The organism is Variovorax sp. 05T418, from assembly GCF_056396385.1.
In genome coordinates, this window is the sequence record NZ_JBFTLJ010000025.1 from 1 (window position 1) to 25,372 (window position 25,372).

General features: G+C 66.3%; 22 protein-coding genes and 2 tRNA genes. 21 read left to right on the forward strand and 3 right to left on the reverse strand.

Features of this window, described 5'->3' with window-relative positions; genetic code table 11:
• From AC1DMS_RS30015 to AC1DMS_RS30095, 17 genes are all read left to right on the forward strand, one after another.
• A partial coding sequence (locus tag AC1DMS_RS30015) for an EF-Tu C-terminal domain-related protein (RefSeq protein ID WP_478182086.1) occupies nucleotides 1–148 on the forward strand: 148 nt, incomplete at its 5' end.
• Nucleotides 149–167: 19 nt separating this feature from the next.
• A tRNA-Trp gene (locus AC1DMS_RS30020) sits at nucleotides 168–243 on the forward strand.
• A 170-nt stretch (nucleotides 244–413) separates the two neighbouring features.
• Nucleotides 414–797 (forward strand): preprotein translocase subunit SecE, encoded by a 384-nt coding sequence (gene secE / locus AC1DMS_RS30025; protein ID WP_012745745.1) that lies wholly within the window; start codon nucleotides 414–416, stop codon nucleotides 795–797.
• Nucleotides 798–1,409 carry a transcription termination/antitermination protein NusG gene (gene nusG, locus AC1DMS_RS30030; protein WP_012745746.1) on the forward strand — a complete coding sequence of 204 codons (612 nt, stop codon included), beginning with the start codon at nucleotides 798–800 and terminating at the stop codon, nucleotides 1,407–1,409. It abuts the gene before it with no gap.
• A 136-nt stretch (nucleotides 1,410–1,545) separates the two neighbouring features.
• Nucleotides 1,546–1,977 carry a 50S ribosomal protein L11 gene (rplK, locus tag AC1DMS_RS30035; protein WP_012745747.1) on the forward strand — a complete coding sequence of 144 codons (432 nt, stop codon included), beginning with the start codon at nucleotides 1,546–1,548 and terminating at the stop codon, nucleotides 1,975–1,977.
• Nucleotides 1,978–2,676 (forward strand): 50S ribosomal protein L1, encoded by a 699-nt coding sequence (gene rplA, locus AC1DMS_RS30040; protein WP_012745748.1) that lies wholly within the window; start codon nucleotides 1,978–1,980, stop codon nucleotides 2,674–2,676.
• Between the two features lie 246 nt (nucleotides 2,677–2,922).
• Entirely contained in the window at nucleotides 2,923–3,456 is a 534-nt protein-coding gene (rplJ, locus tag AC1DMS_RS30045) for a 50S ribosomal protein L10 (protein ID WP_012745749.1), read from the forward strand.
• 43 nt (nucleotides 3,457–3,499) lie between these two features.
• Nucleotides 3,500–3,877, forward strand: a complete 378-nt coding sequence (rplL, locus tag AC1DMS_RS30050; RefSeq protein WP_012745750.1) for a 50S ribosomal protein L7/L12 — start codon at nucleotides 3,500–3,502, stop codon at nucleotides 3,875–3,877.
• Between the two features lie 254 nt (nucleotides 3,878–4,131).
• Nucleotides 4,132–8,256 (forward strand): DNA-directed RNA polymerase subunit beta, encoded by a 4,125-nt coding sequence (gene rpoB, locus AC1DMS_RS30055; protein WP_012745751.1) that lies wholly within the window; start codon nucleotides 4,132–4,134, stop codon nucleotides 8,254–8,256.
• A gap of 21 nt (nucleotides 8,257–8,277) precedes the next feature.
• A complete protein-coding gene (rpoC, locus tag AC1DMS_RS30060) occupies nucleotides 8,278–12,507 on the forward strand; it encodes a DNA-directed RNA polymerase subunit beta' (protein WP_012745752.1) in 4,230 nt (1,409 codons plus the stop codon).
• 102 nt (nucleotides 12,508–12,609) lie between these two features.
• Nucleotides 12,610–13,218, forward strand: coding sequence for a LemA family protein (locus AC1DMS_RS30065; RefSeq protein WP_012745753.1), 609 nt, complete (start codon nucleotides 12,610–12,612; stop codon nucleotides 13,216–13,218).
• Nucleotides 13,219–13,359: 141 nt separating this feature from the next.
• Nucleotides 13,360–14,688 carry a 16S rRNA (cytosine(967)-C(5))-methyltransferase RsmB gene (gene rsmB, locus AC1DMS_RS30070; RefSeq protein ID WP_436287231.1) on the forward strand — a complete coding sequence of 443 codons (1,329 nt, stop codon included), beginning with the start codon at nucleotides 13,360–13,362 and terminating at the stop codon, nucleotides 14,686–14,688.
• Nucleotides 14,669–15,316 (forward strand): DUF4390 domain-containing protein, encoded by a 648-nt coding sequence (locus AC1DMS_RS30075; protein WP_012745755.1) that lies wholly within the window; start codon nucleotides 14,669–14,671, stop codon nucleotides 15,314–15,316. Before rsmB ends, AC1DMS_RS30075 begins: the two co-directional genes overlap by 20 nt.
• Nucleotides 15,313–17,643 (forward strand): sensor histidine kinase, encoded by a 2,331-nt coding sequence (locus tag AC1DMS_RS30080; RefSeq protein WP_278875505.1) that lies wholly within the window; start codon nucleotides 15,313–15,315, stop codon nucleotides 17,641–17,643. Before AC1DMS_RS30075 ends, AC1DMS_RS30080 begins: the two co-directional genes overlap by 4 nt.
• Before the next feature lie 91 nt (nucleotides 17,644–17,734).
• Nucleotides 17,735–18,436: a response regulator gene (locus AC1DMS_RS30085; protein ID WP_012745757.1), complete on the forward strand. Its 702-nt coding sequence runs from the start codon at nucleotides 17,735–17,737 to the stop codon at nucleotides 18,434–18,436.
• Between the two features lie 18 nt (nucleotides 18,437–18,454).
• A tRNA-Phe gene (locus tag AC1DMS_RS30090) sits at nucleotides 18,455–18,530 on the forward strand.
• Between the two features lie 235 nt (nucleotides 18,531–18,765).
• Nucleotides 18,766–20,067, forward strand: coding sequence for a methyl-accepting chemotaxis protein (locus AC1DMS_RS30095; protein WP_436287232.1), 1,302 nt, complete (start codon nucleotides 18,766–18,768; stop codon nucleotides 20,065–20,067).
• 39 nt (nucleotides 20,068–20,106) lie between these two features.
• On the opposite strand, the gene AC1DMS_RS30100 is transcribed toward AC1DMS_RS30095, so the two are convergent.
• Nucleotides 20,107–20,598 carry an SRPBCC family protein gene (locus tag AC1DMS_RS30100; protein WP_436287233.1) on the reverse strand — a complete coding sequence of 164 codons (492 nt, stop codon included), beginning with the start codon at nucleotides 20,596–20,598 and terminating at the stop codon, nucleotides 20,107–20,109.
• Between the two features lie 210 nt (nucleotides 20,599–20,808).
• Here AC1DMS_RS30100 and AC1DMS_RS30105 point away from each other — a divergent pair, with 210 nt between their 5' ends.
• From AC1DMS_RS30105 to AC1DMS_RS30115, 3 genes are all read left to right on the forward strand, one after another.
• Nucleotides 20,809–21,531, forward strand: a complete 723-nt coding sequence (locus tag AC1DMS_RS30105) for a dienelactone hydrolase family protein (RefSeq protein ID WP_436287234.1) — start codon at nucleotides 20,809–20,811, stop codon at nucleotides 21,529–21,531.
• Nucleotides 21,528–21,911 (forward strand): DUF427 domain-containing protein, encoded by a 384-nt coding sequence (locus tag AC1DMS_RS30110; protein WP_436287235.1) that lies wholly within the window; start codon nucleotides 21,528–21,530, stop codon nucleotides 21,909–21,911. The genes AC1DMS_RS30105 and AC1DMS_RS30110 overlap by 4 nt, the downstream gene beginning before the upstream one ends.
• Nucleotides 21,912–22,011: 100 nt before the next feature.
• Entirely contained in the window at nucleotides 22,012–23,127 is a 1,116-nt protein-coding gene (locus AC1DMS_RS30115; protein ID WP_436287236.1) for a mechanosensitive ion channel family protein, read from the forward strand.
• Here the strand turns inward: AC1DMS_RS30115 and AC1DMS_RS30120 are convergent.
• Nucleotides 23,112–24,500 carry a hypothetical protein gene (locus AC1DMS_RS30120; protein WP_436287237.1) on the reverse strand — a complete coding sequence of 463 codons (1,389 nt, stop codon included), beginning with the start codon at nucleotides 24,498–24,500 and terminating at the stop codon, nucleotides 23,112–23,114. The two genes, AC1DMS_RS30115 and AC1DMS_RS30120, sit on opposite strands and share 16 nt — an antisense overlap.
• Nucleotides 24,501–24,568: 68 nt before the next feature.
• Here AC1DMS_RS30120 and AC1DMS_RS30125 point away from each other — a divergent pair, with 68 nt between their 5' ends.
• Nucleotides 24,569–24,961, forward strand: a complete 393-nt coding sequence (locus tag AC1DMS_RS30125; protein ID WP_412510321.1) for a TraR/DksA family transcriptional regulator — start codon at nucleotides 24,569–24,571, stop codon at nucleotides 24,959–24,961.
• Nucleotides 24,962–24,986: 25 nt separating this feature from the next.
• On the opposite strand, the gene AC1DMS_RS30130 is transcribed toward AC1DMS_RS30125, so the two are convergent.
• Complete coding sequence (locus tag AC1DMS_RS30130; RefSeq protein ID WP_018903814.1) at nucleotides 24,987–25,355, reverse strand: hypothetical protein; 369 nt, start codon at nucleotides 25,353–25,355, stop codon at nucleotides 24,987–24,989.
• Nucleotides 25,356–25,372 lie beyond the last annotated feature (17 nt).

The following is a 25,372-nucleotide window of genomic DNA, read 5'->3' on the forward strand; positions in this document are numbered from 1 at the left end:
GGAGGAAATGGTCATGCCTGGCGACAACGTCAGCATCACCGTGAAGCTGATCAACCCGATCGCGATGGAAGAAGGCCTGCGCTTCGCCATCCGCGAAGGCGGCCGCACCGTGGGTTCGGGCGTCGTGGCAAAGATCCTCGACATCTAAGCCGAGCAAAGAGTACCGGAGGGGTATAGCTCAATTGGCAGAGCGTCGGTCTCCAAAACCGAAGGTTGTAGGTTCGATTCCTACTGCCCCTGCCACTTAGGTGGCACCTCCGAAAAACCCCGTCGCTGACCCGATGGGGGGGCTAAAAAAGTCCATCGTTGACCCGATGGGAGGCTAAAAAAGCCCATCGTGACCCGATGGGCTTCGGCGTCTCAAGAAGGCGCATTGAATTGAAGGCCGAAAGGCCGCAGGAAATCAGCCGAACATGGCCACTTCTCAAATCGAAACCGTGAGCACGGGTGCCGACAAGGCCAAATTGGCCGCGTCGGTGGTGCTGGCAGTGGGCGCCATCGTGGCGTTCTACCTGCTGGCGCGCCAGGGCTCGCTGGTGCAATGGGCTGCGCTGCTGGTCGGCCTGGCCGCGGCCGTGGGTGCCTTCGGCAGTTCGGAGAATGGCCGTCAGTTGTGGGCTTTCGGCCGCGACTCGTGGCGCGAGGTCAAGAAAGTCGTCTGGCCGACCCGCAAGGAAGCCATGCAGATGACGGCTTACGTGTTTGCCTTCGTGGCCGTCATGTCCGTTTTCCTCTGGCTCACCGACAAGACGCTCGAATGGGTGTTTTTCGACCTCATTCTGGGCTGGAGAAAATAAATGACCGACGACGTAGTTGAAACCACGCCGAGCAGCCCCGAGGAAGAAAACACCTCCGTGCTGGCTCCCGCCGCCAACCCCGATCTGCGTTGGTACGTGGTGCATGCCTATTCGGGCATGGAAAAGGCCGTCGAGCGCAACATCATCGAGCGCATCAACCGCGCCGGCATGCAGGACAAGTTCGGCCGCATCCTGGTGCCGACCGAGGAAGTGGTCGAGATCAAGAACGGCCAGAAGCGCACCACCGAGCGCCGCTTCTTCCCGGGCTACGTGCTGGTCGAAATGATCATGGACGACGAGAGCTGGCACCTGGTGAAGCACACCAACAAGGTGACGGGCTTCGTTGGCGGCGCCAAGAACCGTCCGGCCCCGATCTCGCAGAAAGAGGTCGAAGGCATCGTCAGCCAGATGCAGCAGGGCACCGAGAAGCCGCGCCACAAGGTCGAGTTCACCGTCGGCGAATTCGTGCGCGTCAAGGAAGGCCCGTTCACCGACTTCAACGGCACCGTCGAGGAAGTCAACTACGAAAAGAGCAAGGTCAGCGTGTCGGTCATGATCTTCGGCCGCGCGACACCCGTGGAGCTCGAGTTCAGCCAGGTCGAGAAGACCTGAGCCCCGCCGGTCCCCGGACCGGAACCATTCCCGGCTGCGCGTTGTCCGACTCGGCGCGCGGCCTTGATCGAAGAGTCGTTCAACCCCGGGGAGCCGCGGCGAAAGCCAAGGCGATATCACCCGCAAGGAGCAAAGCATGGCGAAAAAAATCGTCGGCTTCATCAAGCTGCAAGTGCCAGCTGGTAAGGCCAACCCGTCACCACCCATCGGTCCCGCACTGGGCCAGCGTGGTTTGAACATCATGGAGTTCTGCAAGGCGTTCAACGCGCAGACCCAGAGCGTCGAGCCTGGTCTGCCGCTGCCGGTGGTCATCACCGCGTTCGCTGACAAGAGCTTCACCTTCATCATCAAGACGCCGCCGGCGATCACCTTGATCAAGAAGGCCATCAAGCTGGACAAGGGCTCGGCCCGTCCGCACACCGACAAGGTCGGCAAGATCACGCGCGCACAGCTCGAAGAGATCGCCAAGACCAAGATGAAGGACCTGACTGCCGCCGACCTGGACGCAGCAGTTCGCACCATCGCCGGCTCTGCCCGTTCGATGGGCGTGAATGTGGAGGGCGTGTAAATGGCCAAGATCACCAAGAAGCAAAAAGCGCTCGCAGGCAAGGTCGACAGCAACAAGCTGTACCCGCTGGCTGACGCAATCGGCATCGTGAAGGAAGCCGCCACCGCCAAGTTCGACGAATCGATCGACGTGGCCGTGCAGCTGGGCATCGACGCGAAGAAGTCGGACCAGGTCGTGCGTGGCGCCGTCGTGCTGCCCAACGGCACCGGCAAGACCAAGCGCGTGGCTGTGTTCGCCCAGGGCGCCAAGGCTGAAGAAGCCAAGGCCGCCGGCGCCGACATCGTCGGCATGGACGACCTGGCTGCCATGGTCAAGGCTGGCGACATGCCTTTCGACGTCGTGATTGCCGCTCCTGACGCGATGCGCGTGGTCGGTACGCTCGGCCAGATCCTCGGCCCGCGCGGCCTGATGCCCAATCCCAAGGTTGGCACGGTGACCCCGGACGTCGCCACGGCCGTGAAGAACGCCAAGGCTGGCCAGGTCCAGTTCCGCGTCGACAAGGCCGGCATCGTGCACGGCACGATCGGCCGCCGCTCGTTCGACAACGACAAGCTGCAGGGCAACCTCGCCGCGCTGATCGACGCTCTGGTCAAGGCCAAGCCGGCGACCAGCAAGGGCGTGTACCTGCGCAAGGTGGCTGTGTCGTCGACCATGGGCCTGGGTGTCCGCGTGGACACGCAGACCATCGCGGCGAGCTAAAGAAAGATTTGCCCGATCCGCAAGGAGAGGGCAGATGTGGTGGGTCGCGGCAGCTCCGGTTGCTGCGAGCCATCCAAGACCGCTGGTGTGCAGGGCGCTGCACTTAATCGCCGGATCGATCCTTCCGGTATCCAGCGCAGATGGCGACCCCACTGCAAGGAATTTGATTTTTGTTCCTGACAGTTGGTCGCTGCATGAAGCGCGATCCGAGGCCCCGGCCGAAGGTCGCATTAAAAGGAGTAGACCTTGAGTCTGAATCGCAGTGAGAAAGAAGCGGTCATCAGTGATGTGACCAGCCTCGCCGCTAAAGCTCAAACGCTCGTGATGGCGGAATACCGTGGCATCACGGTGGCCGATATGACCAAACTGCGCAGCGAAGCTCGCAGCAAGGGTGTGACCCTCAGCGTGTTGAAGAACACGCTGGCACGCCGTGCTGTGGCTGGTAGCGCATTTGAGATCGTTGGCGACCAGATGACCGGCCCGCTGATCTATGGCTTTTCCGAAGACGCAGTGGCCGCCGCCAAGGTGGTGGCCGATTTCGCGAAGACCAACGACAAGTTGGTGATTCGCGGCGGCGCATTCGGTGGCAAGGCCCTGGACGTGAACGGCGTGAAGCAGCTGGCCAACATCCCTTCCAAGGAAGTGCTGCTGGCGCAATTGCTGGGCTTGATGCAGTCCCCGATCTCTCGTACCGCCCGCGTGCTCGCGGCGCTGGCCGAGAAGCGCGGTGGTGGCGAAGCTGCACCCGCCGATGCACCGGCAGAAGCGCAGGCTGCTTGAGCCTTGCGTTTGAAATATTCAACCCAATTGTTAGGAAACAAAAATGGCATTCGATAAAGACGCATTTCTGACCGCGCTCGACAGCATGACGGTCCTGGAACTCAACGACCTGGTGAAAGCCATCGAAGAGAAGTTCGGCGTGAGCGCCGCTGCAATGGCTGCCCCCGCCGGCGCTGGTGGTGGTGCTGCCGCTGCCGTGGCCGAAGAGCAGACCGAGTTCAACGTCATGCTGATGGATGCAGGCGCGAACAAGGTTTCGGCGATCAAGGCCGTGCGCGAAATCACCGGCCTGGGCCTCAAGGAAGCCAAGGACCTGGTGGAAGCCGCTCCCAAGGCTGTCAAGGAAGGCCTGTCGAAGGCTGACGCTGAAGCCGCCAAGAAGAAGCTGGAAGACGCCGGCGCCAAGGTGGAACTGAAGTAATTCAGACCCGCCAGAGGGCTGGAGGTGCCTGAAAAGGCCCTCCAGCCTTTGCCGCTTTCAGAGCGCACCCGAAAACCGGAAAAAAGACGGTTTTCGAGTGTCTTCTGACCCCGACTGCAGAAGACCCCTTGGTTCGGGCGATGTGCAACGCATCGCTGTCCGCCAACGGCTGGTAGTGGCCAGCCGCCAAGCAGTGGTGCCGTTCGCCCGGCACCGCTGACAAGTCGCTGAAGATCTCAAGCTCCGGAGCTCTCATGGCCCAATCGTCCGCGTACAGTTACACCGAACGCAAGCGCATCCGAAAAAGTTTCGGCAATCGCGACAGCGTCGTAGAAATCCCCTACCTGCTGCAGATGCAGAAAGACGCGTACACCGCGTTCCTGCAAGCCGGCATTCCTCCCAAACAGCGCACCGTCGAAGGCCTGCAGGCCGCGTTCGACGCTGCCTTCCCGATCGTCTCGCACAACGGTTTTGTCGAGATGAAGTTCCTCGAGTACAACCTCGCGAAGCCGGCTTTCGACGTGCGCGAGTGCCAGACCCGCGGCCTGACCTTCGCGTCGGCCGTGCGCGCCAAGGTCCAGCTCATCATCTATGACCGCGAATCGTCGACCTCGCAGTCGAAGGTGGTCAAGGAAGTGAAGGAACAAGAGGTCTACATGGGCGAAGTGCCGCTCATGACCGACAAGGGTTCGTTCATCATCAACGGCACCGAGCGCGTGATCGTCTCGCAGCTGCACCGTTCGCCGGGCGTGTTCTTCGAACACGACAAGGGCAAGACGCACAGCTCGGGCAAGCTGCTGTTCTCGGCCCGCGTGATTCCCTACCGCGGTTCGTGGCTCGACTTCGAGTTCGACCCGAAGGACATGCTGTACTTCCGCGTCGACCGCCGCCGCAAGATGCCGGTCACGATCCTGCTGAAGGCCATCGGCCTGAACCCGGAATCGATCCTCGCGAACTTCTTCGTGAACGACAACTTCCGCCTGATGGACAGCGGCGCGCAGATGGAATTCGTTCCCGAGCGCCTGCGCGGCGAAGTCGCGCGCTTCGACATCACCGACAAGTCGGGCAAGGTCGTGGTCGCCAAGGACAAGCGAGTGACCGCACGCCACACGCGTGAGCTCGAGCAATCGGGCACCACGCACATCAGCGTGCCGGAAGACTTCCTGGTCGGCCGCGTCATTGCCCGCAACATCGTCGATGCCGACTCCGGCGAGATCCTGGCCAAGGCCAACGACGAGCTGACCGAAGCACTGCTCAAGAAGCTGCGCACGGCCGGCGTGCAGGACATCCAGGTGATCTACACCAACGAACTCGACCAGGGCGCGTACATCTCGCAGACCCTGCGCATCGACGAGACGGTGGACGAGTTCGCCGCGCGCGTGGCCATCTACCGCATGATGCGCCCCGGCGAGCCGCCGACGGAAGACGCGGTGCAGGCCCTGTTCCAGCGCCTGTTCTACAACCCGGACACCTACGACCTGTCGCGCGTGGGCCGCATGAAGTTCAACGCCAAGGTCGGCCGCGACGAATCGACCGGCCCGATGGTGCTGACCAACGAAGACATCCTGGCCGTGGTCAAGATCCTCGTGGACCTGCGCAACGGCAACGGCGAAGTCGACGACATCGACCACCTGGGCAACCGCCGCGTGCGTTGCGTGGGCGAACTGGCCGAGAACCAGTACCGCACCGGCCTCGCCCGCATCGAGAAGGCCGTGAAGGAACGTCTGGGCCAGGCCGAGCAAGAGCCGCTGATGCCGCACGACCTGATCAACAGCAAGCCGATCTCGGCCGCGCTGAAGGAGTTCTTCGGTGCCTCGCAGCTGTCGCAGTTCATGGACCAGACGAATCCGCTGTCCGAAATCACCCACAAGCGCCGCGTGTCGGCCCTTGGCCCGGGCGGTCTGACGCGCGAGCGTGCCGGCTTCGAAGTGCGCGACGTGCACGTCACCCACTACGGCCGCGTGTGCCCGATCGAAACGCCTGAAGGCCCGAACATCGGCCTGATCAACTCGCTGGCCCTGTACGCCCGCCTGAACGAATACGGCTTCATCGAGACGCCGTACCGCCGCGTGGTCGACAGCAAGGTCACCAACGAGATCGACTACCTGTCGGCCATCGAGGAAGGCAAGTACGTCATCGCCCAGGCCAATGCGGTCCTGGACAAGGAAGGCAAGCTGACCGGCGACCTGGTTTCCGCGCGTGAAGCCGGCGAATCGATCCTGGTGGGTGCCGAGCGCATCCAGTACATGGACGTGTCGCCCGCACAGATCGTGTCGGTGGCTGCCTCGCTCGTGCCCTTCCTCGAGCACGACGACGCGAACCGCGCGCTGATGGGCGCCAACATGCAGCGCCAGGCGGTGCCCGTGCTGCGCCCCGAGAAGCCGATGGTCGGCACCGGTATCGAGCGCGTCTCCGCGGTCGACTCCGGCACCGTGGTCACGGCCACCCGCGGCGGTATCGTCGATTACGTCGACGCGACCCGCATCGTGGTGCGCGTGAACGACGCCGAAGCGGCAGCCGGTGAAGTCGGTGTGGACATCTACAACCTGATCAAGTATCAGCGTTCGAACCAGAACACCAACATCCACCAGCGCCCGATCGTCAAGCGCGGCGACAAGATCGCCAAGGGCGACGTGGTGGCCGACGGTGCATCGACCGACCTCGGCGAACTGGCCCTCGGCCAGAACATGCTGATCGCGTTCATGCCCTGGAACGGCTACAACTTCGAAGACTCGATCCTGATCTCGGAACGCGTCGTCGCGGAAGACCGCTACACCTCGATCCACATCGAGGAACTGGTGGTGATGGCCCGCGACACCAAGCTCGGTGCCGAGGAAATCACGCGCGACATCCCGAACCTGGCCGAGCAGCAGCTCAACCGCCTGGACGAGTCCGGCATCATCTACGTGGGTGCCGAAGTGCAGCCGGGCGACACGCTGGTGGGCAAGGTCACGCCGAAGGGCGAGACCACGCTGACGCCAGAAGAGAAGCTGCTTCGCGCCATCTTCGGCGAGAAGGCTTCCGACGTGAAGGACACCTCGCTGCGCGTGGACCAGGGCTCGCAAGGCACCGTGATCGACGTGCAGGTGTTCACCCGCGAAGGCATCACGCGCGACAAGCGCGCCCAGCAGATCATCGACGACGAGCTCAAGCGCTTCCGCCTCGACCTGAACGACCAGCTTCGCATCGTCGAAGCCGACGCGTTCGACCGTATCGAGAAGCTCCTGACCGGCAAGGTTGCCAACGGCGGCCCGAACAAGCTGGCCAAGGGCACCAAGCTCGACAAGGCCTACCTGTCGTCGGTCGAGAAGTTCCACTGGTTCGACATCCGCCCGGCGGACGACGAAGTGGCCACGCAGCTCGAGTCGATCAAGAACTCGCTGGAGCAGACGCGCCATAGCTTCGACCTCGCGTTCGAGGAAAAGCGCAAGAAGCTCACGCAGGGCGACGAGCTGCCCGCGGGCGTGCTCAAGATGGTCAAGGTCTACCTGGCCGTCAAGCGCCGCCTGCAACCCGGCGACAAGATGGCCGGCCGCCACGGCAACAAGGGTGTGGTGTCGAAGATCGTTCCGGTCGAAGACATGCCCCACATGGCCGACGGCACGCCGTGCGACATCTGCCTGAATCCGCTGGGCGTGCCTTCGCGGATGAACGTGGGCCAGGTGCTCGAAGTGCACCTGGGCTGGGCCGGCAAGGGCATCGGCCACCGCATCGGCGACCTGCTGCAGCAGGAGGCCAAGGTGGCCGAGCTGCGCAAGTTCATGGAGCAGCTGTACAACGGCTCGGGCCGTCCGGAAGACCTCAGCCAGCTGAGCGACTCCGACGTGCTCGCCATGGCAGCCAACCTGCAGAGCGGTGCGACCTTCGCCACGCCGGTGTTCGACGGCGCCTCGGAAGAGGAAATCCGCGGCATGCTGAAGCTCGCCTATCCGGACGACATCGCCAAGCTCAAGGGCCTGACCGAGACGCGCACGCAGGCCTACCTGTACGACGGCCGCACCGGCGACCAGTTCGAGCGTCCCGTCACCGTCGGCTACATGCACTTCCTGAAGCTGCACCACCTGGTGGACGACAAGATGCACGCCCGTTCGACCGGACCGTACTCGCTCGTCACCCAGCAGCCGCTGGGCGGCAAGGCGCAGTTCGGCGGCCAGCGTTTCGGCGAAATGGAAGTGTGGGCGCTGGAAGCCTACGGCGCCGCCTACGTGCTGCAGGAAATGCTGACGGTGAAGTCCGACGACGTGCAAGGCCGTACCAAGGTGTACGAGAGCATCGTCAAGGGCGAACACTCCATCGAAGCCGGCATGCCGGAATCGTTCAATGTGCTGGTCAAGGAAATTCGTTCGCTGGGGCTCGACATCGAGCTCGAGCGTTCTTAATTTGAAAAGGGAAAGAGTCTTATGAAATCGCTACTCGACCTGTTCAAGCAATTCACCCCTGATGAGCATTTCGATGCCATCAAGATCGGCATGGCTTCGCCCGAGAAGATCCGTTCGTGGTCTTTCGGCGAGGTGAAGAAGCCCGAGACGATCAACTACCGCACCTTCAAGCCCGAGCGCGACGGCCTCTTCTGCGCCAAGATCTTCGGCCCCATCAAGGACTACGAGTGCCTGTGCGGCAAGTACAAGCGCCTGAAGCACCGCGGCGTGATCTGCGAGAAGTGCGGCGTCGAAGTCACGCAGACCAAGGTGCGCCGCGAGCGCATGGGCCACATCGACCTGGCCGCGCCCTGCGCGCACATCTGGTTCCTGAAGTCGCTGCCGTCGCGCCTGGGCCTGGTGCTCGACATGACGCTGCGCGACATCGAACGCGTGCTGTACTTCGAAGCCTACGTGATCACCGACCCCGGCATGACCCCGCTGAAGAAGTTCGGCATCATGTCCGAGGACGACTATGACGCGAAGCGCAAGGAATACGGCGACGAGTTCGTCGCCAAGATGGGCGCCGAAGGCATCAAGGACCTGCTCGAAGGCATCGAACTCGACAGCGAGATCGAACGCCTGCGCGGCGACCTGACCGGCTCCGAAGTCAAGGTCAAGAAGAACTCCAAGCGCCTGAAGGTGCTGGAAGCCTTCCGCAAGTCGGGCATCAAGCCCGAGTGGATGGTGCTCGACGTGCTGCCCGTGCTGCCGCCGGACCTGCGTCCGCTGGTGCCGCTGGACGGCGGCCGCTTCGCGACCTCCGACCTGAACGACCTGTACAGGCGTGTGATCAACCGCAATTCGCGCCTGCGCCGCCTGCTGGAACTCAAGGCTCCGGAAATCATTGCTCGCAATGAAAAGCGGATGCTGCAAGAAGCAGTCGACTCGCTGCTGGACAACGGCCGCCGCGGCAAGGCCATGACGGGCGCCAACAAGCGCGCGCTCAAGTCGCTCGCCGACATGATCAAGGGCAAGAGCGGCCGCTTCCGCCAGAATCTGCTGGGCAAGCGCGTCGACTACTCGGGCCGTTCGGTCATCGTGGTGGGCCCGACGCTCAAGCTGCACCAGTGCGGCCTGCCCAAGCTGATGGCGCTCGAGCTGTTCAAGCCCTTCATCTTCTCGCGCCTGGAAGCCATGGGCATCGCGACCACGATCAAGGCTGCCAAGAAGGAAGTCGAATCGGGCACGCCGGTGGTCTGGGACATCCTGGAAGAAGTGATCAAGGAACACCCGGTCATGCTGAACCGTGCGCCTACGCTGCACCGTTTGGGCATCCAGGCGTTCGAGCCGATCCTGATCGAAGGCAAGGCGATCCAGCTGCACCCGCTGGTCTGCGCGGCCTTCAACGCCGACTTCGACGGCGACCAGATGGCCGTCCACGTGCCGCTGTCGGTGGAAGCGCAGATGGAAGCCCGCACGCTGATGCTGGCCTCCAACAACGTGCTGTTCCCGGCTTCGGGCGAACCGTCGATCGTTCCTTCGCAGGACGTGGTGCTGGGTCTGTACTACACGACCCGCGACCGCATCAACGGCAAGGGCGAGGGCCTGATCTTCTCCGACATCGGTGAAGTGCAGCGCGCGCTCGACGCCAACGAAGTCGAACTCACCGCCAAGGTGGCAGTGCGCATCACGGAATACACCAAGGACAAGGAAACCGGCGAATTCACGCCGTCGACCTCGCTGGTGGACACCACCGTGGGCCGTGCGCTGCTGTCCGAGATCCTGCCCAAGGGCCTGCCGTTCTCGAACATCAACAAGGCGCTGAAGAAGAAGGAAATCTCCAAGCTCATCAACGTCTCGTTCCGCAAGTGCGGCCTCAAGGAGACCGTGGTGTTCGCCGACAAGCTGCTGCAGAACGGCTTCCGCCTGGCCACCAAGGCCGGCATCTCGATCGCCATCGACGACATGCTGGTGCCCGCTGAAAAGCACGGCATCATCGAGCGCTCGGCCAAGGAAGTGAAGGAGATCGAGCAGCAGTACGTCTCCGGTCTCGTGACTTCCGGCGAACGCTACAACAAGGTGGTGGACATCTGGGGCAAGGCCGGCGACGAAGTGTCGAAGGTCATGATGGCCAAGCTCTCGAAGCAGAAGGTCATCGACCGCCACGGCAAGGAAGTGGAGCAGGAGTCGTTCAACTCCATCTACATGATGGCCGACTCCGGCGCCCGCGGTTCCGCAGCGCAGATCCGCCAGGTGGCCGGCATGCGCGGCCTGATGGCCAAGCCGGACGGCTCGATCATCGAGACGCCCATCACCGCGAACTTCCGCGAAGGCCTGAACGTGCTGGAGTACTTCATCTCCACCCACGGTGCCCGAAAGGGCCTGGCCGACACGGCGCTGAAGACGGCGAACTCGGGCTACCTGACCCGCCGCCTGGTCGACGTGACGCAAGACCTGGTCGTGACCGAGCAGGACTGCGGCACGCACGGCGGCTACCTGATGCGCGCCATCGTCGAAGGCGGTGAAGTCATCGAATCGCTGCGCGACCGTATCCTCGGCCGCTCGGCGGCCGACGACGTGCTGCACCCGGAAAACCGCTCGGTGCTGCTGAAGGCCGGCGAGATGTTCGACGAGGACAACATCGAAGAGCTCGAGGCGCAAGGCGTCGACGAGGTCAAGGTGCGTACCGCGCTGACCTGCGAAACCCGCTTCGGCATCTGCGCGACCTGCTACGGCCGCGACCTGGGCCGCGGCGGCCTGATCAACATCGGCGAAGCCGTCGGTGTGATCGCTGCGCAGTCCATCGGCGAACCCGGCACGCAGCTCACGATGCGTACCTTCCACATCGGTGGTGCGGCATCGCGTGCGGCGGTGGCCTCGAGCGTCGAAGCCAAGTCCAACGGCGTGATCGGCTTCAACGCCACGATGCGCTACGTGACCAACAGCAAGAACGAGCTGGTGGTGATTGCACGTTCGGGCGAGATCGTCATCCATGACGAACACGGCCGTGAGCGCGAACGCCACAAGGTGCCGTACGGCGCGATCCTGGCGGTCAAGGCCGACCAGCAGATCAAGGCCGGCCACGTGCTCGCCAACTGGGATCCGCTGACGCGCCCGATCATCACGGAATTCGCCGGCAAGACGCAGTTCGAGAACGTGGAAGAAGGCCTCACCGTCGCCAAGCAGGTGGACGAAGTGACCGGCCTGTCGACCCTGGTCGTGATCGATCCGAAGCGCCGCGGCGCTGCCAAGGTCGTGCGCCCGCAGGTGAAGCTCATCGACGCCTCCGGCGCCGAAGTGAAGATCCCGGGCACCGACCACTCGGTGACGATCGGCTTCCCGATCGGCGCCCTGGTGCAGATCCGCGACGGCCAGGACGTGGGCCCGGGCGAAGTGCTGGCGCGTATTCCGGTCGAAGGCCAGAAGACCCGCGACATCACCGGCGGTCTGCCGCGCGTTGCCGAGCTGTTCGAAGCCCGTTCGCCGAAGGACAAGGGCATGCTGGCCGAAATGACCGGTACCGTGTCGTTCGGCAAGGAAACCAAGGGCAAGATCCGCCTGCAGATCACCGATCCCGAAGGCACCGTCTGGGAAGACCTCGTGCCGAAGGAAAAGAACATCCTGGTGCACGAAGGCCAGGTGGTGAACAAGGGCGAAAGCGTGGTCGACGGCCCGGCGGACCCGCAGGACATCCTGCGCCTGCTGGGTTCGGAAGAACTCGCGCGCTACATCGTGGACGAAGTTCAGGACGTGTACCGCCTGCAGGGTGTGAAGATCAACGACAAGCACATCGAGGTGATCGTTCGCCAGATGCTGCGCCGCGTCGTGGTCGACAACATCGGCGAGACCGGCTACATCTCCGGCGAACAGGTCGAACGCAGCGAAATGCTCAACACCAACGACGCCCTGCGCGCCGAAGGCAAGATCCCCGCGACGTTCACCAACCTGCTGCTGGGTATCACGAAGGCGTCGCTGTCGACCGACTCGTTCATCTCTGCCGCTTCGTTCCAGGAAACGACGCGCGTGCTGACCGAAGCCGCGATCATGGGCAAGCGCGACGAGCTGCGCGGCCTGAAGGAAAACGTCATCGTCGGCCGCCTGATCCCCGCGGGCACCGGCATGGCCTACCACCAGGCGCGCAAGGCCAAGGATCAGATGGACGAGGCCGAGCGCCGCGCCATCGCCGAATCCGAAGCCGCCGAACTGGCCGGTTCGACCAGCGATGTTTCCACCACGGCCGACGCCAGCGAAGGCGCCGCGTCCGAATAACTGGTTAGCATCACCGGCCATGACCGGTATCCGACGCCCCCCGACCGCCCCCGGTTGGGGGGCGTTTTTCTTTGAGTTGTCCATTGCGAGGCGTTTTTGCCGATGAGCGTGTTGCCCGATTCGATGGTCGGCTGGATCGTCATTGCCGTGCTGCTGTTCTGGTTCGTGGGCGCGTACAACCGGCTCGTGCGGCTGCGCGCGGCCGTGCTCCAGGCCTATGCGACGCTCGACGCGGCCCTGCGGAAGCAGCTGGACTTCGTCCAGGCCAGCATCACGGCCGCCCTGCCGGAAAAGGACGCGTCCAGCCATTCGTCGGCCGTGGCGCCGCTGCAGGCCGCCACCAACCAGCTTGCGACCCTGCTTGGCGCCACCCGCCTGCATCCGCTCGACCCCGGCGGCATGGCCGCGCTGGCCACGGCGCTGCAGGTGCTGATCACGGCCTGGCAGCGCCAGCATCCGGACGCGGTGACGGTCTTCGAGGCGGACGGAACGCTCTCGCGGCCGGCGCCGCTGCTGCCGGCCGGCGCCGGTGCCGGTTCGGCCTCCGGCACACTGGAACCCATGGCCTGGCCCGAGCCTTCGGCCGCCGCGGAAATCGCACGCAGCCAGTTCAACCTGGCGGTGGGGCAGTACAACGCCGCCATCGTCCAGTTTCCGGCGTTGCTGGTGGCATGGATGGTGCGTTTGCGTCCGGCCGCGCCGCTGCTTTGAAGCCGTCCGGACGCCGGCGTTGCATTTTTTCTCCGTACGCTCGCGGGGCGCCGCGTCAGCCGCGCGCCCGTTGACGCCCATTACCATCGCCCCAACTTGTCAGAACTAACTTCCGATCATTCCGCCGGCACCGCGCCGCCGATGCAACCTCCGCTGTGGCGCCAGCTGCAGCTGACCGCAGCGGCGCTCGCGTCGATTCGCGCCGGCAGCTCGGGCACCGTCGCGTTCGAAGCCGTCGAGCCCGCCATGCGCCCCGGCGTGCAGGCGCTCGGCTTCCAGGTGCTGCGCTGGCTCGGCCGCGCCGAGGCCCTGCGCCGCCACCTGGCCAAGCGCACGCCGCCGCCGTTGCCCGACGCGCTCCTGTGCACCGCATTGGCGCTGGCCTGGGATGCGCAGCACGCGCCCTACGAGCCCTTCACGCTGGTCGACCAGGCCGTCGAGGCGGCAAAGCGCAACCCCGCCACGCGCGCGCAGGCGAGCTTCATCAACGCCTGCCTGCGCCGCTTCCTGCGCGAGCGCGACGAGCTCGTGGCCGCCACCGACCATGAGCCGGTCGCACAGTGGAACCATCCGCGCTGGTGGATCGAGCGGCTCAAGCGCGACCATCCGCGCGACTGGCAGCGGGTGCTTGCCGCCGACAACGCGCAGCCGCCGATGACGCTGCGCGTCAACCTGCGCAAGACCACCGTGGCTTCCTATCAGCTGGCGCTCCAGGCGGTGGGCCTCGAGGCCCACCGGGTGGGGGAGGCGGGCCTGCAGCTGGCGCGCGCCCGCCCGGTGCAGCAGCTGCCCGGTTTTGCCGACGGCGAATGCTCGGTGCAGGACGCCGCCGCGCAGCTGGCGGCGCCGCTGCTGCTCGAAGGCCTGCTGCCCGCGGCCGGCGCGGCCCCCCTGCGCGTGCTCGATGCCTGCGCCGCCCCCGGCGGCAAGACCGCGCACCTGCTGGAATTTGCCGGCCCGGCGCCCATCGAGGTGACGGCGCTCGAGGTCGATGCCGCCCGCAGCCGCCGCATCGACGAAACCCTGGGCCGGCTCGGCCTGTCCGCCAGGGTGGTGGTGGCCGACGCCGCGCGGCCGGCCGCCTGGTGGGACGGCACGCCCTTCGACGCCATCCTGCTCGATGCGCCGTGCACCGCCTCGGGCATCGTCCGGCGCCATCCCGACGTGCGCTGGCTGCGCCGCGAGAGCGACACCGCCCAGCTGGCGGTCCAGCAGGCGGCGCTGCTCGCGGCCCTCTGGCCCCTGGTCCGGCCCGGCGGCCGACTGCTCTACTGCACCTGTTCCGTCTTCCGGGAAGAAGGCTCGCAACAAATAGATGCGTTCCTTGCGCACAACACCGACGCCCGATTGGGGGCGTCGCCGGGCCATTTGCTTCCCCAAAGCGGGGCGAATGCCCGCGCCGTCCCGGACAATCCCTCAGGTGACCACGACGGCTTCTTCTACGCCCTGCTTGAAAAACGTCCGCGCTGAGGCCCGCAGGCGGCGCATCCTGGCGCCGCTGGCCGGGCTCGTGCTGGCCTGGGCATTGCTGCTGACCTGCCTGCTTCCGATTGCGGTGGCGCAGGGGCGCGTCGTGCCATCGGTCACCCAGATGCGGCTGGAACAGGCCGACGACGGCGTCTACCTCACCGCGGCCGTGCAGTTCGAGCTGCCCTCGCTGGTCGAGGAAGTGCTCGACAAGGGCATTGCCATCTATTTCGTGGCCGAGGCCGAGGTCTTCCAGGAGCGCTGGTACTGGACCGACCGCAAGGTGGCCCAGGTCACGCGCCACATGCGGCTGGCCTACCAGCCGCTCACGCGCCGCTGGCGGCTCAACGTGTCGCCGGTGCCCATCACCGGCACCGCGGGCTTCGGCGTTTCGCTGAACCAGAACTTCGACAGCCTCGCCGACGCCATGGATGCCGTCAAGCGCGTCGGCCGGCTGCGGCTGGGCGATGCGGCCGAGGTCGGCGACGAGGCGCAGCACCAGGTCGTGTTCCGCTTCCGGCTCGACACCTCGCAGCTGCCGCGTCCGTTCCAGATCGGCGTGGTCGGCCAGGCCGACTGGAACATCGTGGCCGAGCGCAGCGCCAAGCTCGCGCTGGAGAAACAGCGGTGAGCAGCAAGCCGCGCAGCGGCGCAGCGGCCACGCCCGCCGCCCGCCGCGCGCGCGCGCTGCGCTGGGCCGTCGGCGTGGGCGCCGCGCTGGTCACGGCCATCGGCCTGGTGCTGATGTTCCTGCTGGCCCAGGCCACCAACAACCGCGCGCTGTACGAGCGCTACTACGTGCGGCTGTTCGGCATCAACGTGGTGGTGGCGGTGCTGCTGGTGCTGGTGATCGGCTGGGTCGCCTTCCGGCTGCTGCGGCGGCTGCGCCAGGGCAAGTTCGGCAGCCGCCTGCTCATCAAGCTCGCGGCCATCTTCGCGCTCGTGGGCGTGGTGCCGGGCGCGCTGGTCTACGTGGTGTCCTACCAGTTCGTGGCGCGTTCGATCGAAAGCTGGTTCGACGTCAAGGTGGAGGGCGCGCTCGACGCCGGCCTGAACCTCGGCCGCGCCACGCTCGATTCGCTCGCGGATGACCTGGCCGCCAAGACGCGCGTGGCCAGCGCCCAGCTGGTGCAGGTGCCCGACGCGAGCGCCGGCCTCGTCCTCGAGCGCATCCGCGACCAGCTCCAGGCCAGCGACGTGGTGCTCTGGACCGGCGCCGGCCAGCTGGTGGCCGGCGCCGGCGCCTCGCGCTTCCAGCTCAACCCCGAGCGGCCGACCACCCAGCAGCTGCGGCAGGTGCGCGCCGACCGCGCCATCGCCCACATCGAGGGCTTGGACGAAACCGCGGCGCCGGGCGCCAACGTGCCGCCTGCCAGCGTGCGCGCCCTCGCGATGGTGCAGCGGCCGGGCTTCGACTTCGACACGGCGCCGCGCTTCCTGCAGGTCACGCAGCCGCTGCCGCCCGCGGTGGTGGCCAACGCACTCGCCGTGCAGGAGGCCAACCGTGAATACCAGGAGCGGGCCCTGGCCCGCGAGGGCCTGCGGCGCATGTACATCGGCACCCTCACGCTGAGCCTTTTCCTGGCCGTGTTCGGCGCCGTGCTGCTGGCCGTGCTGTTCGGCAACCAGCTCGCGCGGCCGCTGCTCGTGCTGGCGGACGGCGTGCGCCAGGTGGCCGGCGGCGACCTGCGGCCGACCGCCGTGCTGCAGGGCAAGGACGAGCTGGGCGGCCTCACGCGCTCCTTCGCCGTCATGACCCAGCAACTGGCCGATGCCCGCGGCGCCGTCGAAAAGACCATGGGCCAGCTCGACGCCGCCCGCGCCAACCTGCAGACCATCCTGGACAACCTGACCTCCGGCGTGATCGTGCTCGACGCCAAGGGCACCATCCTTTCCACCAACCCCGGCGCCACCCGCGTGCTGCGCGCGCCGCTGGCGGCCTACGAGGGCATGCCGCTCGCCCAAGTGCCCGGGCTCGCGGACTTCGGCAACAGCGTGCAGCAGCAGTTCGACGAATTCCAGGTCGAGCGCCTGCAGCACGGCCTGGACCACTGGCAGCACGCCTTCGAGCTGCATGCCAGCGGCACCGACCTGCCGCAGCAGGACAGCGCCATCAACATCGTGGCGCGCGGCGCCGAGCTGCCGGGGGCCGCGCGGCTGCTGGTGTTCGACGACATCTCCGAAATCGTCTCCGCCCAGCGTGCCCAGGCCTGGGGCGAAGTGGCGCGCCGCCTCGCCCACGAGATCAAGAACCCGCTCACGCCCATCCAGCTCTCGGCCGAGCGGCTCGAAATGAAGCTCTCGGGCAAGGTCGCGCCGCCCGAGCAGGCCGTGCTCGTCAAGTCGGTCAAGACCATCGTCGACCAGGTCGACGCCATGAAGCGGCTGGTCAACGAATTCCGCGACTACGCCCGCCTGCCCGCGGCCGACCTGAAGCCGGTCGACCTCAACGCGCTGCTGGCCGACGTGCTCCAGCTCTACAGCGCCGAGAACGCGCCGATCGCGCTGCGCTCCGAACTCGACGAGCGCTGCCCGCCCATTCGCGGCGACGCCCAGCAGATCCGCCAGGTCATCCACAACCTGCTGCAGAACGCCCAGGACGCTGCCGAGGCCGCCGCCAGCACCACCGGCCGCGCCGGCGAGGTCGTCATCCGCACCCGCCTGGGCGATTCGGGCCAGCGCGTGCGCCTCACCGTGCAGGACAGCGGACCGGGCTTTGCCGAGAACATCCTCAAGCGCGCCTTCGAGCCCTACGTCACCACGAAAACAAAAGGTACAGGTTTGGGACTGGCCGTGGTCAAGAAGATCGCGGACGAGCACGGCGCGCGCATCGAGCTTTCCAACCGCGTTGTCGATGGGGCTGTAGCAGGGGCGCAAGTCTCGCTATCATTCGCGCTGGCAGGCGAGCCGCAAACAGCGGTCGCTCACACCGAAGATCCGAAGTCTTCCGCCGCCTGAGCGTGAAACCAACCCGTCGCGCGCAGACGATGGGGCGGCTGGCGGACCCTACACACATTGCAGATACCGGCGCATACAACAAGCAGCACTCATGGCAAACATTCTCGTGGTCGATGACGAGCTGGGCATTAGGGACCTGCTCTTCGAAATTCTCAATGACGAAGGCCACAACGTGGAGTTGGCGGAAAACGCGGCCGAGGCACGCGCAGCGCGGCAGCGCGCACGGCCCGACCTCGTGCTGCTCGACATCTGGATGCCCGACACCGACGGCGTCACGCTGCTCAAGGAATGGTCCACCGCCGGACTGCTGAGCATGCCCGTCATCATGATGAGCGGCCACGCCACCATCGACACCGCCGTCGACGCCACCCGCATCGGCGCCTTCGCGTTCCTCGAAAAACCCATCACGCTGCAGAAGCTCCTGAAGGCCGTCGAGCAGGGTCTCGCGCGCGAGAACGCCAGGCGCGCGGCAGCGGGCGTGGTGCCTCCGGCCCCGGGCATCAACCCCTCGGCCGCCATCACCACCACCGGCGACAGCCTGCTGCTGGCCTCGCTCGCCTCCGTGCCGGTGCCCGACGCCGGCCCGCAGTCGACCCAGAGCTTCGACCTCGACCGCCCGCTGCGCGATGCACGCGACGGCTTCGAGAAGGCCTACTTCGAATTCCACCTGGCCATGGAGAACGGCTCGATGACCCGCGTGGCCGAGAAGACCGGCCTGGAACGCACGCATCTGTACCGCAAGCTCAAACAACTTGGCGTCGATCTTTCGAGAGGGCGCAGAAGCGCTGTATAATTTAAGGCTGCACACCAAGGCCCGGTAGCTCAGTTGGTAGAGCAGCGGATTGAAAATCCGCGTGTCGGTGGTTCGATTCCGCCCCAGGCCACCATTCATCATTTTGAGGTCGTCCGCAGGCGACCATCAAAATCAAAAAAGCCCTAAGTAGATCAACTGCTTGGGGCTTTTTTCATTCCAGGGCGGCCCGCAGCGTTCTGCGCCAGGCCGGGCGCTCGTAGGGCGAATCCCGGGTTTACGCCTAGACCCGCACCCTCAAGTTCCGCCGCAGCACTGCCGATATCCCTGGCAACCTGGCCCCGCATCGGCGGCCGTCACGGAAAAAGCACATGCGCAATTGGAAGATCAGTGCCCAGCTGGGCGCGGCGTTCGGGATCGTGTTGCTGTTGATGGCGACGGGGCTCGCGATCGGCATCTCGGGCCTTCAGGAGGTCGCCGGCAGCGGCGTCGCCCCGGAGCTCGCACGGCATATCGCGTCGACGCGCAACCTCATGGCGGGCTTCGGGGTTGCCGCGCTGCTGGCGGGCGTGGGCTGCAGCATCTGGCTCGCACGCAGCATCATGCAGCCGCTTGGCGAGGCGATCTTCATCGCGGAGACCGTAGCCTCGGGCGACCTCAGCAAGGAATTCGAGACCGAGCGCGGCGGTGATTTCGGGCGGCTGCTGCGCGGCATGGGCGAGATGGAGGACACGCTGACGGACGTGGTGACGCGCATCAAGGCGTCGACCGATTCGATCGTGGTGGCGTCCGGGCAGATCGCGGCCGGCAACCAGGAGCTGTCCTCGCGCACAGAAGAGCAGGCCAGCTCGCTCGAACAGACCGCGGCCTCGATGGAAGAGCTCACGAGCACCGTCAAGCAGAACGCCGACAACGCACGGCAGGCCAACCAGCTCGCGCTCTCGGCCTCCGAAGTGGCCGTGAAGGGCGGCAGCGTCGTGGGGCAGGTGGTCGACACCATGGCGTCGATCAATGCTTCTTCCCGGAAGATCGTCGACATCATCGGCGTGATCGACGGCATCGCGTTCCAGACCAACATCCTGGCGCTCAATGCGGCTGTCGAAGCCGCGCGCGCGGGCGAGCAGGGCCGCGGCTTCGCGGTGGTCGCGTCGGAAGTGAGAAGCCTCGCGCAGCGCTCGGCCGCGGCGGCCAAGGAGATCAAGGGCCTGATCGACGATTCGGTGGGCAAGGTCGACGTGGGCAGTGCACTCGTCGGCGAGGCCGGCAGGACGATGGAAGAGATCGTGAGCGGCGTCAAGCGCGTGACGGACATCATCGGCGAGATCACCGCGGCCAGCCACGAGCAGGCGCAGGGCATCGAGCAGGTGAACCAGGCGATCGCGCAGATGGACCAGGTGACGCAGCAGAACGCGGCGCTGGTCGAGGAGGCGGCGGCCGCGGCCCAGTCGCTGCAGGAACAGGCCGACAGCCTCTCGCAGGTGGTGGCCACCTTCAAGCTCGACGACGACGAAGAGGAACCCGCCGCGGCGCCGCCCAGGCCCGCACCCGTCCAGGCGCGTGTCGAGCAGCCGGTCCAGCCGGCTCGGCGTGCACTTGCCGCTGCACCGCCGCGCAAGCCAGTGGCGGCCATCGCGGGCACGTCCGCCGCCAGCGGAGACTGGGAGACTTTCTAAGCCAGTGCGTGCGCGCCGGCCGCAAGAGGCAATGAACGGTCAGGCCCGCTGCCAGCCTGCCTTGAGCGCATCGGGGTTCTTGTCCGCGACAAGATTCAGCTTGATGCCATGCTCGAGAAACGCCTTGAGTCCTGCAAGCGTCCAGGTGAAGCCTTGGGTCGACTCGGCAACGTACTTGAAGAGTTCGTCTCCATCACCCGTCCAGCCAGACTCCGTGATGACGACATGGGTCGTTCCATCCTCGCGTGCGGAGAACTTCCATTCGACCGTCGTGCGGCCGCTGTATCCGTCCCACTCGATCACGATGCGCTGGTCGGGTTCGATGTCTTTCACGAGCACCGATGTGGATGCGCCATACATCTCCCAGTCCCATCTGACTTCACGGCCGGCCTCGAGCCGGCCGCTGCTTTTGGTGAACCAGAAGTTGGTTGTCGCACGGGGATCGATGAACGCTTCGAACACCTCTGCGACGGGCTTGCGAACCAGCATCTCCGTTTGTGCGACGGGTGCTTGCGTGATCTCGACTTTCATGGTGGCCTCCTTTTGCGGGACGCGATGCGGCGCCTGCCAATCAATCCTGGCACGGAGCGCGTCGCACCATGAGCACGGGGCGCCATGGACCCACCTGCAGCGCAGTTTTCTTTCAATATGCAACGCTCCACTGCACCTACGCGAATGTGAGCGTCGCCCTACAGAAGAACCGCTGCAAAAAAATAAGGTGACCGATGGCGAGGCCGGGCAATGTGTGAAGTGCCTCGCGCAAAGGAAGCCAAATTGGACCCCCCATCCAGAACCTTCGAGCGCCGCGCGCTCCGAATTCCGCTGCGCTCTTCCGTCACGCTGGAGGCCGATCTGTGCCTGCCTGCGGCCTCGCGCGGGATCGTGCTGTTTGCGCATGGCAGCGGCAGCAGCCGCTTCAGCCCGCGCAACCGACAGGTCGCGGAGAGCCTCAACGAGGCGAAGCTGGCCACGCTGCTCGTCGACCTCCTGACCGCCGACGAAGAGGCCGTCGACGAGCGCACGCGCGAGCTGCGCTTCGACATCGACATGCTGGCCGACCGGCTCGTCGGCCTGACCGACTGGCTGTGCGACTACGAGCCCGCCGCGGGCCTGAGGATCGGCTACTTCGGCGCGAGCACCGGTGCGGGTGCCGCGCTGGTGGCCGCGGCGCAGCGGCCCGACGCGGTGCACGCCGTGGTCTCGCGCGGCGGGCGGCCCGACCTGGCCGGGCCCGCGCTCGAGCGCGTGCGCGCGCCCACGCTGCTGATCGTCGGCGGCAATGACGGGCCGGTGATCGACATGAATTGGCAAGCCCTTGCGGTGCTGCGCGGCGAGAAGCGGCTTTCGCTCGTGCCCGGCGCAACGCATCTTTTCGAGGAACCCGAAGCGCTGGGCGCGGTGTCCAAGCTGGCGCGCGACTGGTTTCGGGACCATCTCGATCCCTCCAGGAGTACCAAGAAATGAGCAAATCACCAGGACACCAGAAATGGCCCGACCACCAGGTGCGCGAGGAGCCGCTTCGCCAGCCGATGGAGGTCGAGGTCGAAGGCATGGTCGTCGCGAGCTCGGCGGACGTGATCAGGGTGGTCGAGGACAAGTCGCCGGTGCGCTACTACTTTCCGCGCACCGACGTCCGCACGGACAAGCTCGAGCGTTCGCAGACCACGACCGAATGCCCGTTCAAGGGCACCGCGAGCTACTACAGCCTGAACGTGGGCGAGCGGCAGCTCGACGACGCGATCTGGTCGTATGAAGATCCGTACGACGAGCACCAGGCGCTGAAGGGCCGCATGGCTTTCTACGACGAGAAGTTTCCGGAGATCCATGTCCGTCCGAAGAGCTGAGCGAGCCGCCGGGTAGCGCTCTCGCATGTGCGGCAATATTTGCCGCACAACCCGCAGCGATGACCTTCCTTCACTCCAAGCCCGGAAAGGCCGTTCTCCGATGAACGAAGCGCTCGACACGCTGGCCGATGCAACGCTGCTGGGGCTGCCGGTGCCCGATCTGGCGCTGGCGGTGGCCGCCGCGCTTGCCGCCTACCTGGCGATGCGGCTGGTGCTGCGCTACATGATCGGGCGCATGCGCGACATCGCGCAGCACACGAGCAATCGCATCGACGACACGGTGGTCGAAGTGCTGGCCGGCACCAACCGCGCTTTCCTGGTGCTGGCCGCGCTGCTCGTCGGCGTGGGCATGCTCGAGCTGCCCGAGCGCTGGAACCAGCGCGTCGGGCAGCTGTGGTTCATTGCCATTGCGCTGCAGGCCGGCCTGCGGTTCACCCGGGCCATCGGCTTCGGGCTGCGCCGCTACGAGCAGCGCCACGCCTCCGCGAGCATGACGCAGGTCAGCGCATCGGCCACGCTGATGTCGTGGTCGATGCGCACCGTGCTGTGGGCGGTGATCCTGCTGGCGGTGCTGTCGAACCTGGGCGTCAACATCACCGCCTTCGTCGCCAGCCTGGGCGTGGGCGGCATTGCGATTGCGCTTGCGATGCAGAACATCCTGGGCGACCTGTTCGCCTCGCTGTCCATCGCGGTCGACAAGCCGTTCGAGGTGGGCGATGCGATCGGTGTCGGCGGTCTCTCGGGCACGGTGCAGCACGTGGGCCTCAAGACCACGCGGCTGCGCAGCCTGAGCGGCGAGCAGATCGTGATCGGCAACACCGACCTGCTCAAGCAGACCGTGAAGAACTATCGCCGCATGGACGAGCGCCGCATTGCCTTCAAGTTTGGCGTGAGCTACCGCAGCACGCCCGAACAGCTGGAGGCCATACCGGGCATCGTGAAGCGGTTGATCGAGTCGCGGCCGTCGCTGCGGCTGGACCGCGTGCACTTCCAGGCCTTCGGCGAGAGCTCGCTCGACTTCGAGGTCGTGTACTTCGTGACCACGCCGGACTACGGGCTCTACATGGACGAGCAGCAGCGCCTCAACCTGCAGATGATGCGTGAGTTCGCGCGGCTGGGCGTGGAGTTTGCGATTCCGGCGCGATCCCTGCACGTGCTGTCGCCCGAGGGCCGGCGCGCGGTGGCGAAGGAACTGGCCACTCAGGAAGAAGAGTAGGAACGCTGAAGGCCGTGCGCCACCGACGCCAGCAGGTCGTCCGGATGCAGCATGGCCGCGCGTGCCTTCTGTGCGGTTTCGTACTGGTGCAATGCGGCCTGCAGCCGCGGTGCCGTGGCCAGCGCGTGCCAGACCGGGGCCAGTGCGGCATGCGATGGCGCCTCGCCGCGTGCGAGCTGCTGCGCGAAGGCCAGGCTCGCGGGCTCGGCAAGCAGCACGGCCCTGGTTGCGGCGCCCAGCGGCTGCGGCAGGGCCTCGGGCGGTGCCGAGCAGCAATAGATCACGTGGGGCGGCAACAGGCGTCGGACCGGGCGCAGGCCCTGCAGCGAGGCGCCGGCGATGCGCTGCTCGCCGTCGGCCGATGCAAAGGCGTAGACCGCGTCGGCGTCGGCCTTCGCAAGGCGCCGCAGGCCGCGCAGCAGGCGCGGAAAGTCGGAGGTGGCCGCGGCGGGCGAGGCCTTGGTTTCGGCAAGGAGAACGAGGCTGGCGCCACCCGCATCGCCTCCGCGCACGATGGCGGCGTCCCACTCCTCCTTGGCCTTGCTCGCTTCTCCCGGAAAGCCGCGCGGCGTGCGAAGACCGCGTGCGACGCGGTAGGTGGCGGCTCCCTTCCAATGGCGGTTCAGCATGCCGGCGATCTCGCGGAAGGCCTCGACCGCGGCGTGTTCGGCGATCCGGCCCTGCTGCGCCGATGCGCGCCCTTCGGCGGCCGCGGCATCGCTGCCCGCGAGCGGTCCGCGCCGTTCGCACAGCGCCTGGTAGCGCTGCACGCTCTCACGCCGGAGCAGCTCGCTGCCGCGCACCAGCCGCCGCAGCGCGGGGCTTGCGTGGATCGCTTCCAGCGGCGCGCGGAAATTTCCGGGGCCGGGGAGTTCCTGCGCGAGCAGCTGCCCGATGGCCTCTGCCAGTTCCGCCCATGCGCCCGCGGCCGCAAGGCCGTGCAGCCGGGCCAGCGCGTCGCGCAGGGCGCCGGCCGCCTCGCGCCGCAGCTTGCCGGGATGCGCGATGGCATCGATAGCCATCCTGAGGGTGCGCCGATCGGCCGCGCGCTGCCGGGACAGCTGCACATGCTCATGCACCTGCGCGTCCTGCGCCTGCAGCATGGCGGCCTGGAACGCCGGGTCGCCGCGTTCGGGCGCGAGCGCCTCGCGGATCAACTGCGCCAGCGCGCGGGTGAAAAGCGCCTGGATGCCTGGTGCGGGCCCGGTGCGCGCGGCCTCGATCGCAAAGGCGAGCGTGGCCTGCGTGCCGCCCGCCACGGCCGTCTCGGCATCGGCCGGCAGAGGAGGCAGGCGATACCGGCGCGGTGCCGCGCGCAAGGCGGCCAGGAGAACGGCGTCGAGGTGCTGTTGTTGCGGTTGCTGCAAATCCATTCGAATCCTGCGGCTGGATGTTCCGATGGCGGCCCGCGGCGGGCATGCCGATTGCCTGCCACTCTGCCATGGACAACACTGAAAAAGCGCAATGGAACCGCAAGCTCGACGAGCGGGCGGCCGAACTCGAAAGCGAACTGAGAGCCGCCAAGGCCGACGAGGACGAGGCGCCCACCCGCACCCCGCACATCCAGGTGCCGGACACGGTGGACGCGGCCGAGGAGCGGCTGCGCGGCGCGCTCCGGGGCGCGGAAGTGGAGCGCGACGTGTCCGAGCTGCGGGACATCGAGGCCGCGCGCGAGCGCCTGCGCACCGGCGAGTTCGGAACCTGCATCGATTGCGGCGTGCAGATTCCGCTCGATCGACTCGAGGCCATGCCGGCCTCGGCGCGCTGCCTCGAATGCCAGCAGCGCCATGAGCGCACGCATCCGATCGAAATCCGCATTCCCCCCGCCCTGTGAGCGCGGGCACTCAGAGCCGCCCTGTTCATTGCAGGCAGGGTGACAGCACCCAGGCCGCGAACCATTGCGCCGCCACCAGCAGCGTGAAAAGTGCGCCCATGCCGGTGGCCAGCGCCGCGAGAAAGCGCTGGCGCACGGCGGGCGCCGCCGCGTCGCTGTCCAGCGTACCGCCGGCCTGTACGCCGCTGCCCAGGCGCCGCCATTCGCCGCCCGCGAGCAGCGTGGGCGCGAGGCAGCCCAGCAGCGCGCCGATGCTCAGCGCATGCAGCAGCAGCGTCGTCTGCAGGGTGCAGGCCTGGGGAACCGCGGCATACGCGAGCGTCTGGCAGAGCAGCGCGAAGGCGGGCACCACGAGCAGCGCGAGCCATGTCTTCGAGGCGTGCAGCTTGGTCATGTCCCGTTCTCCCTCGA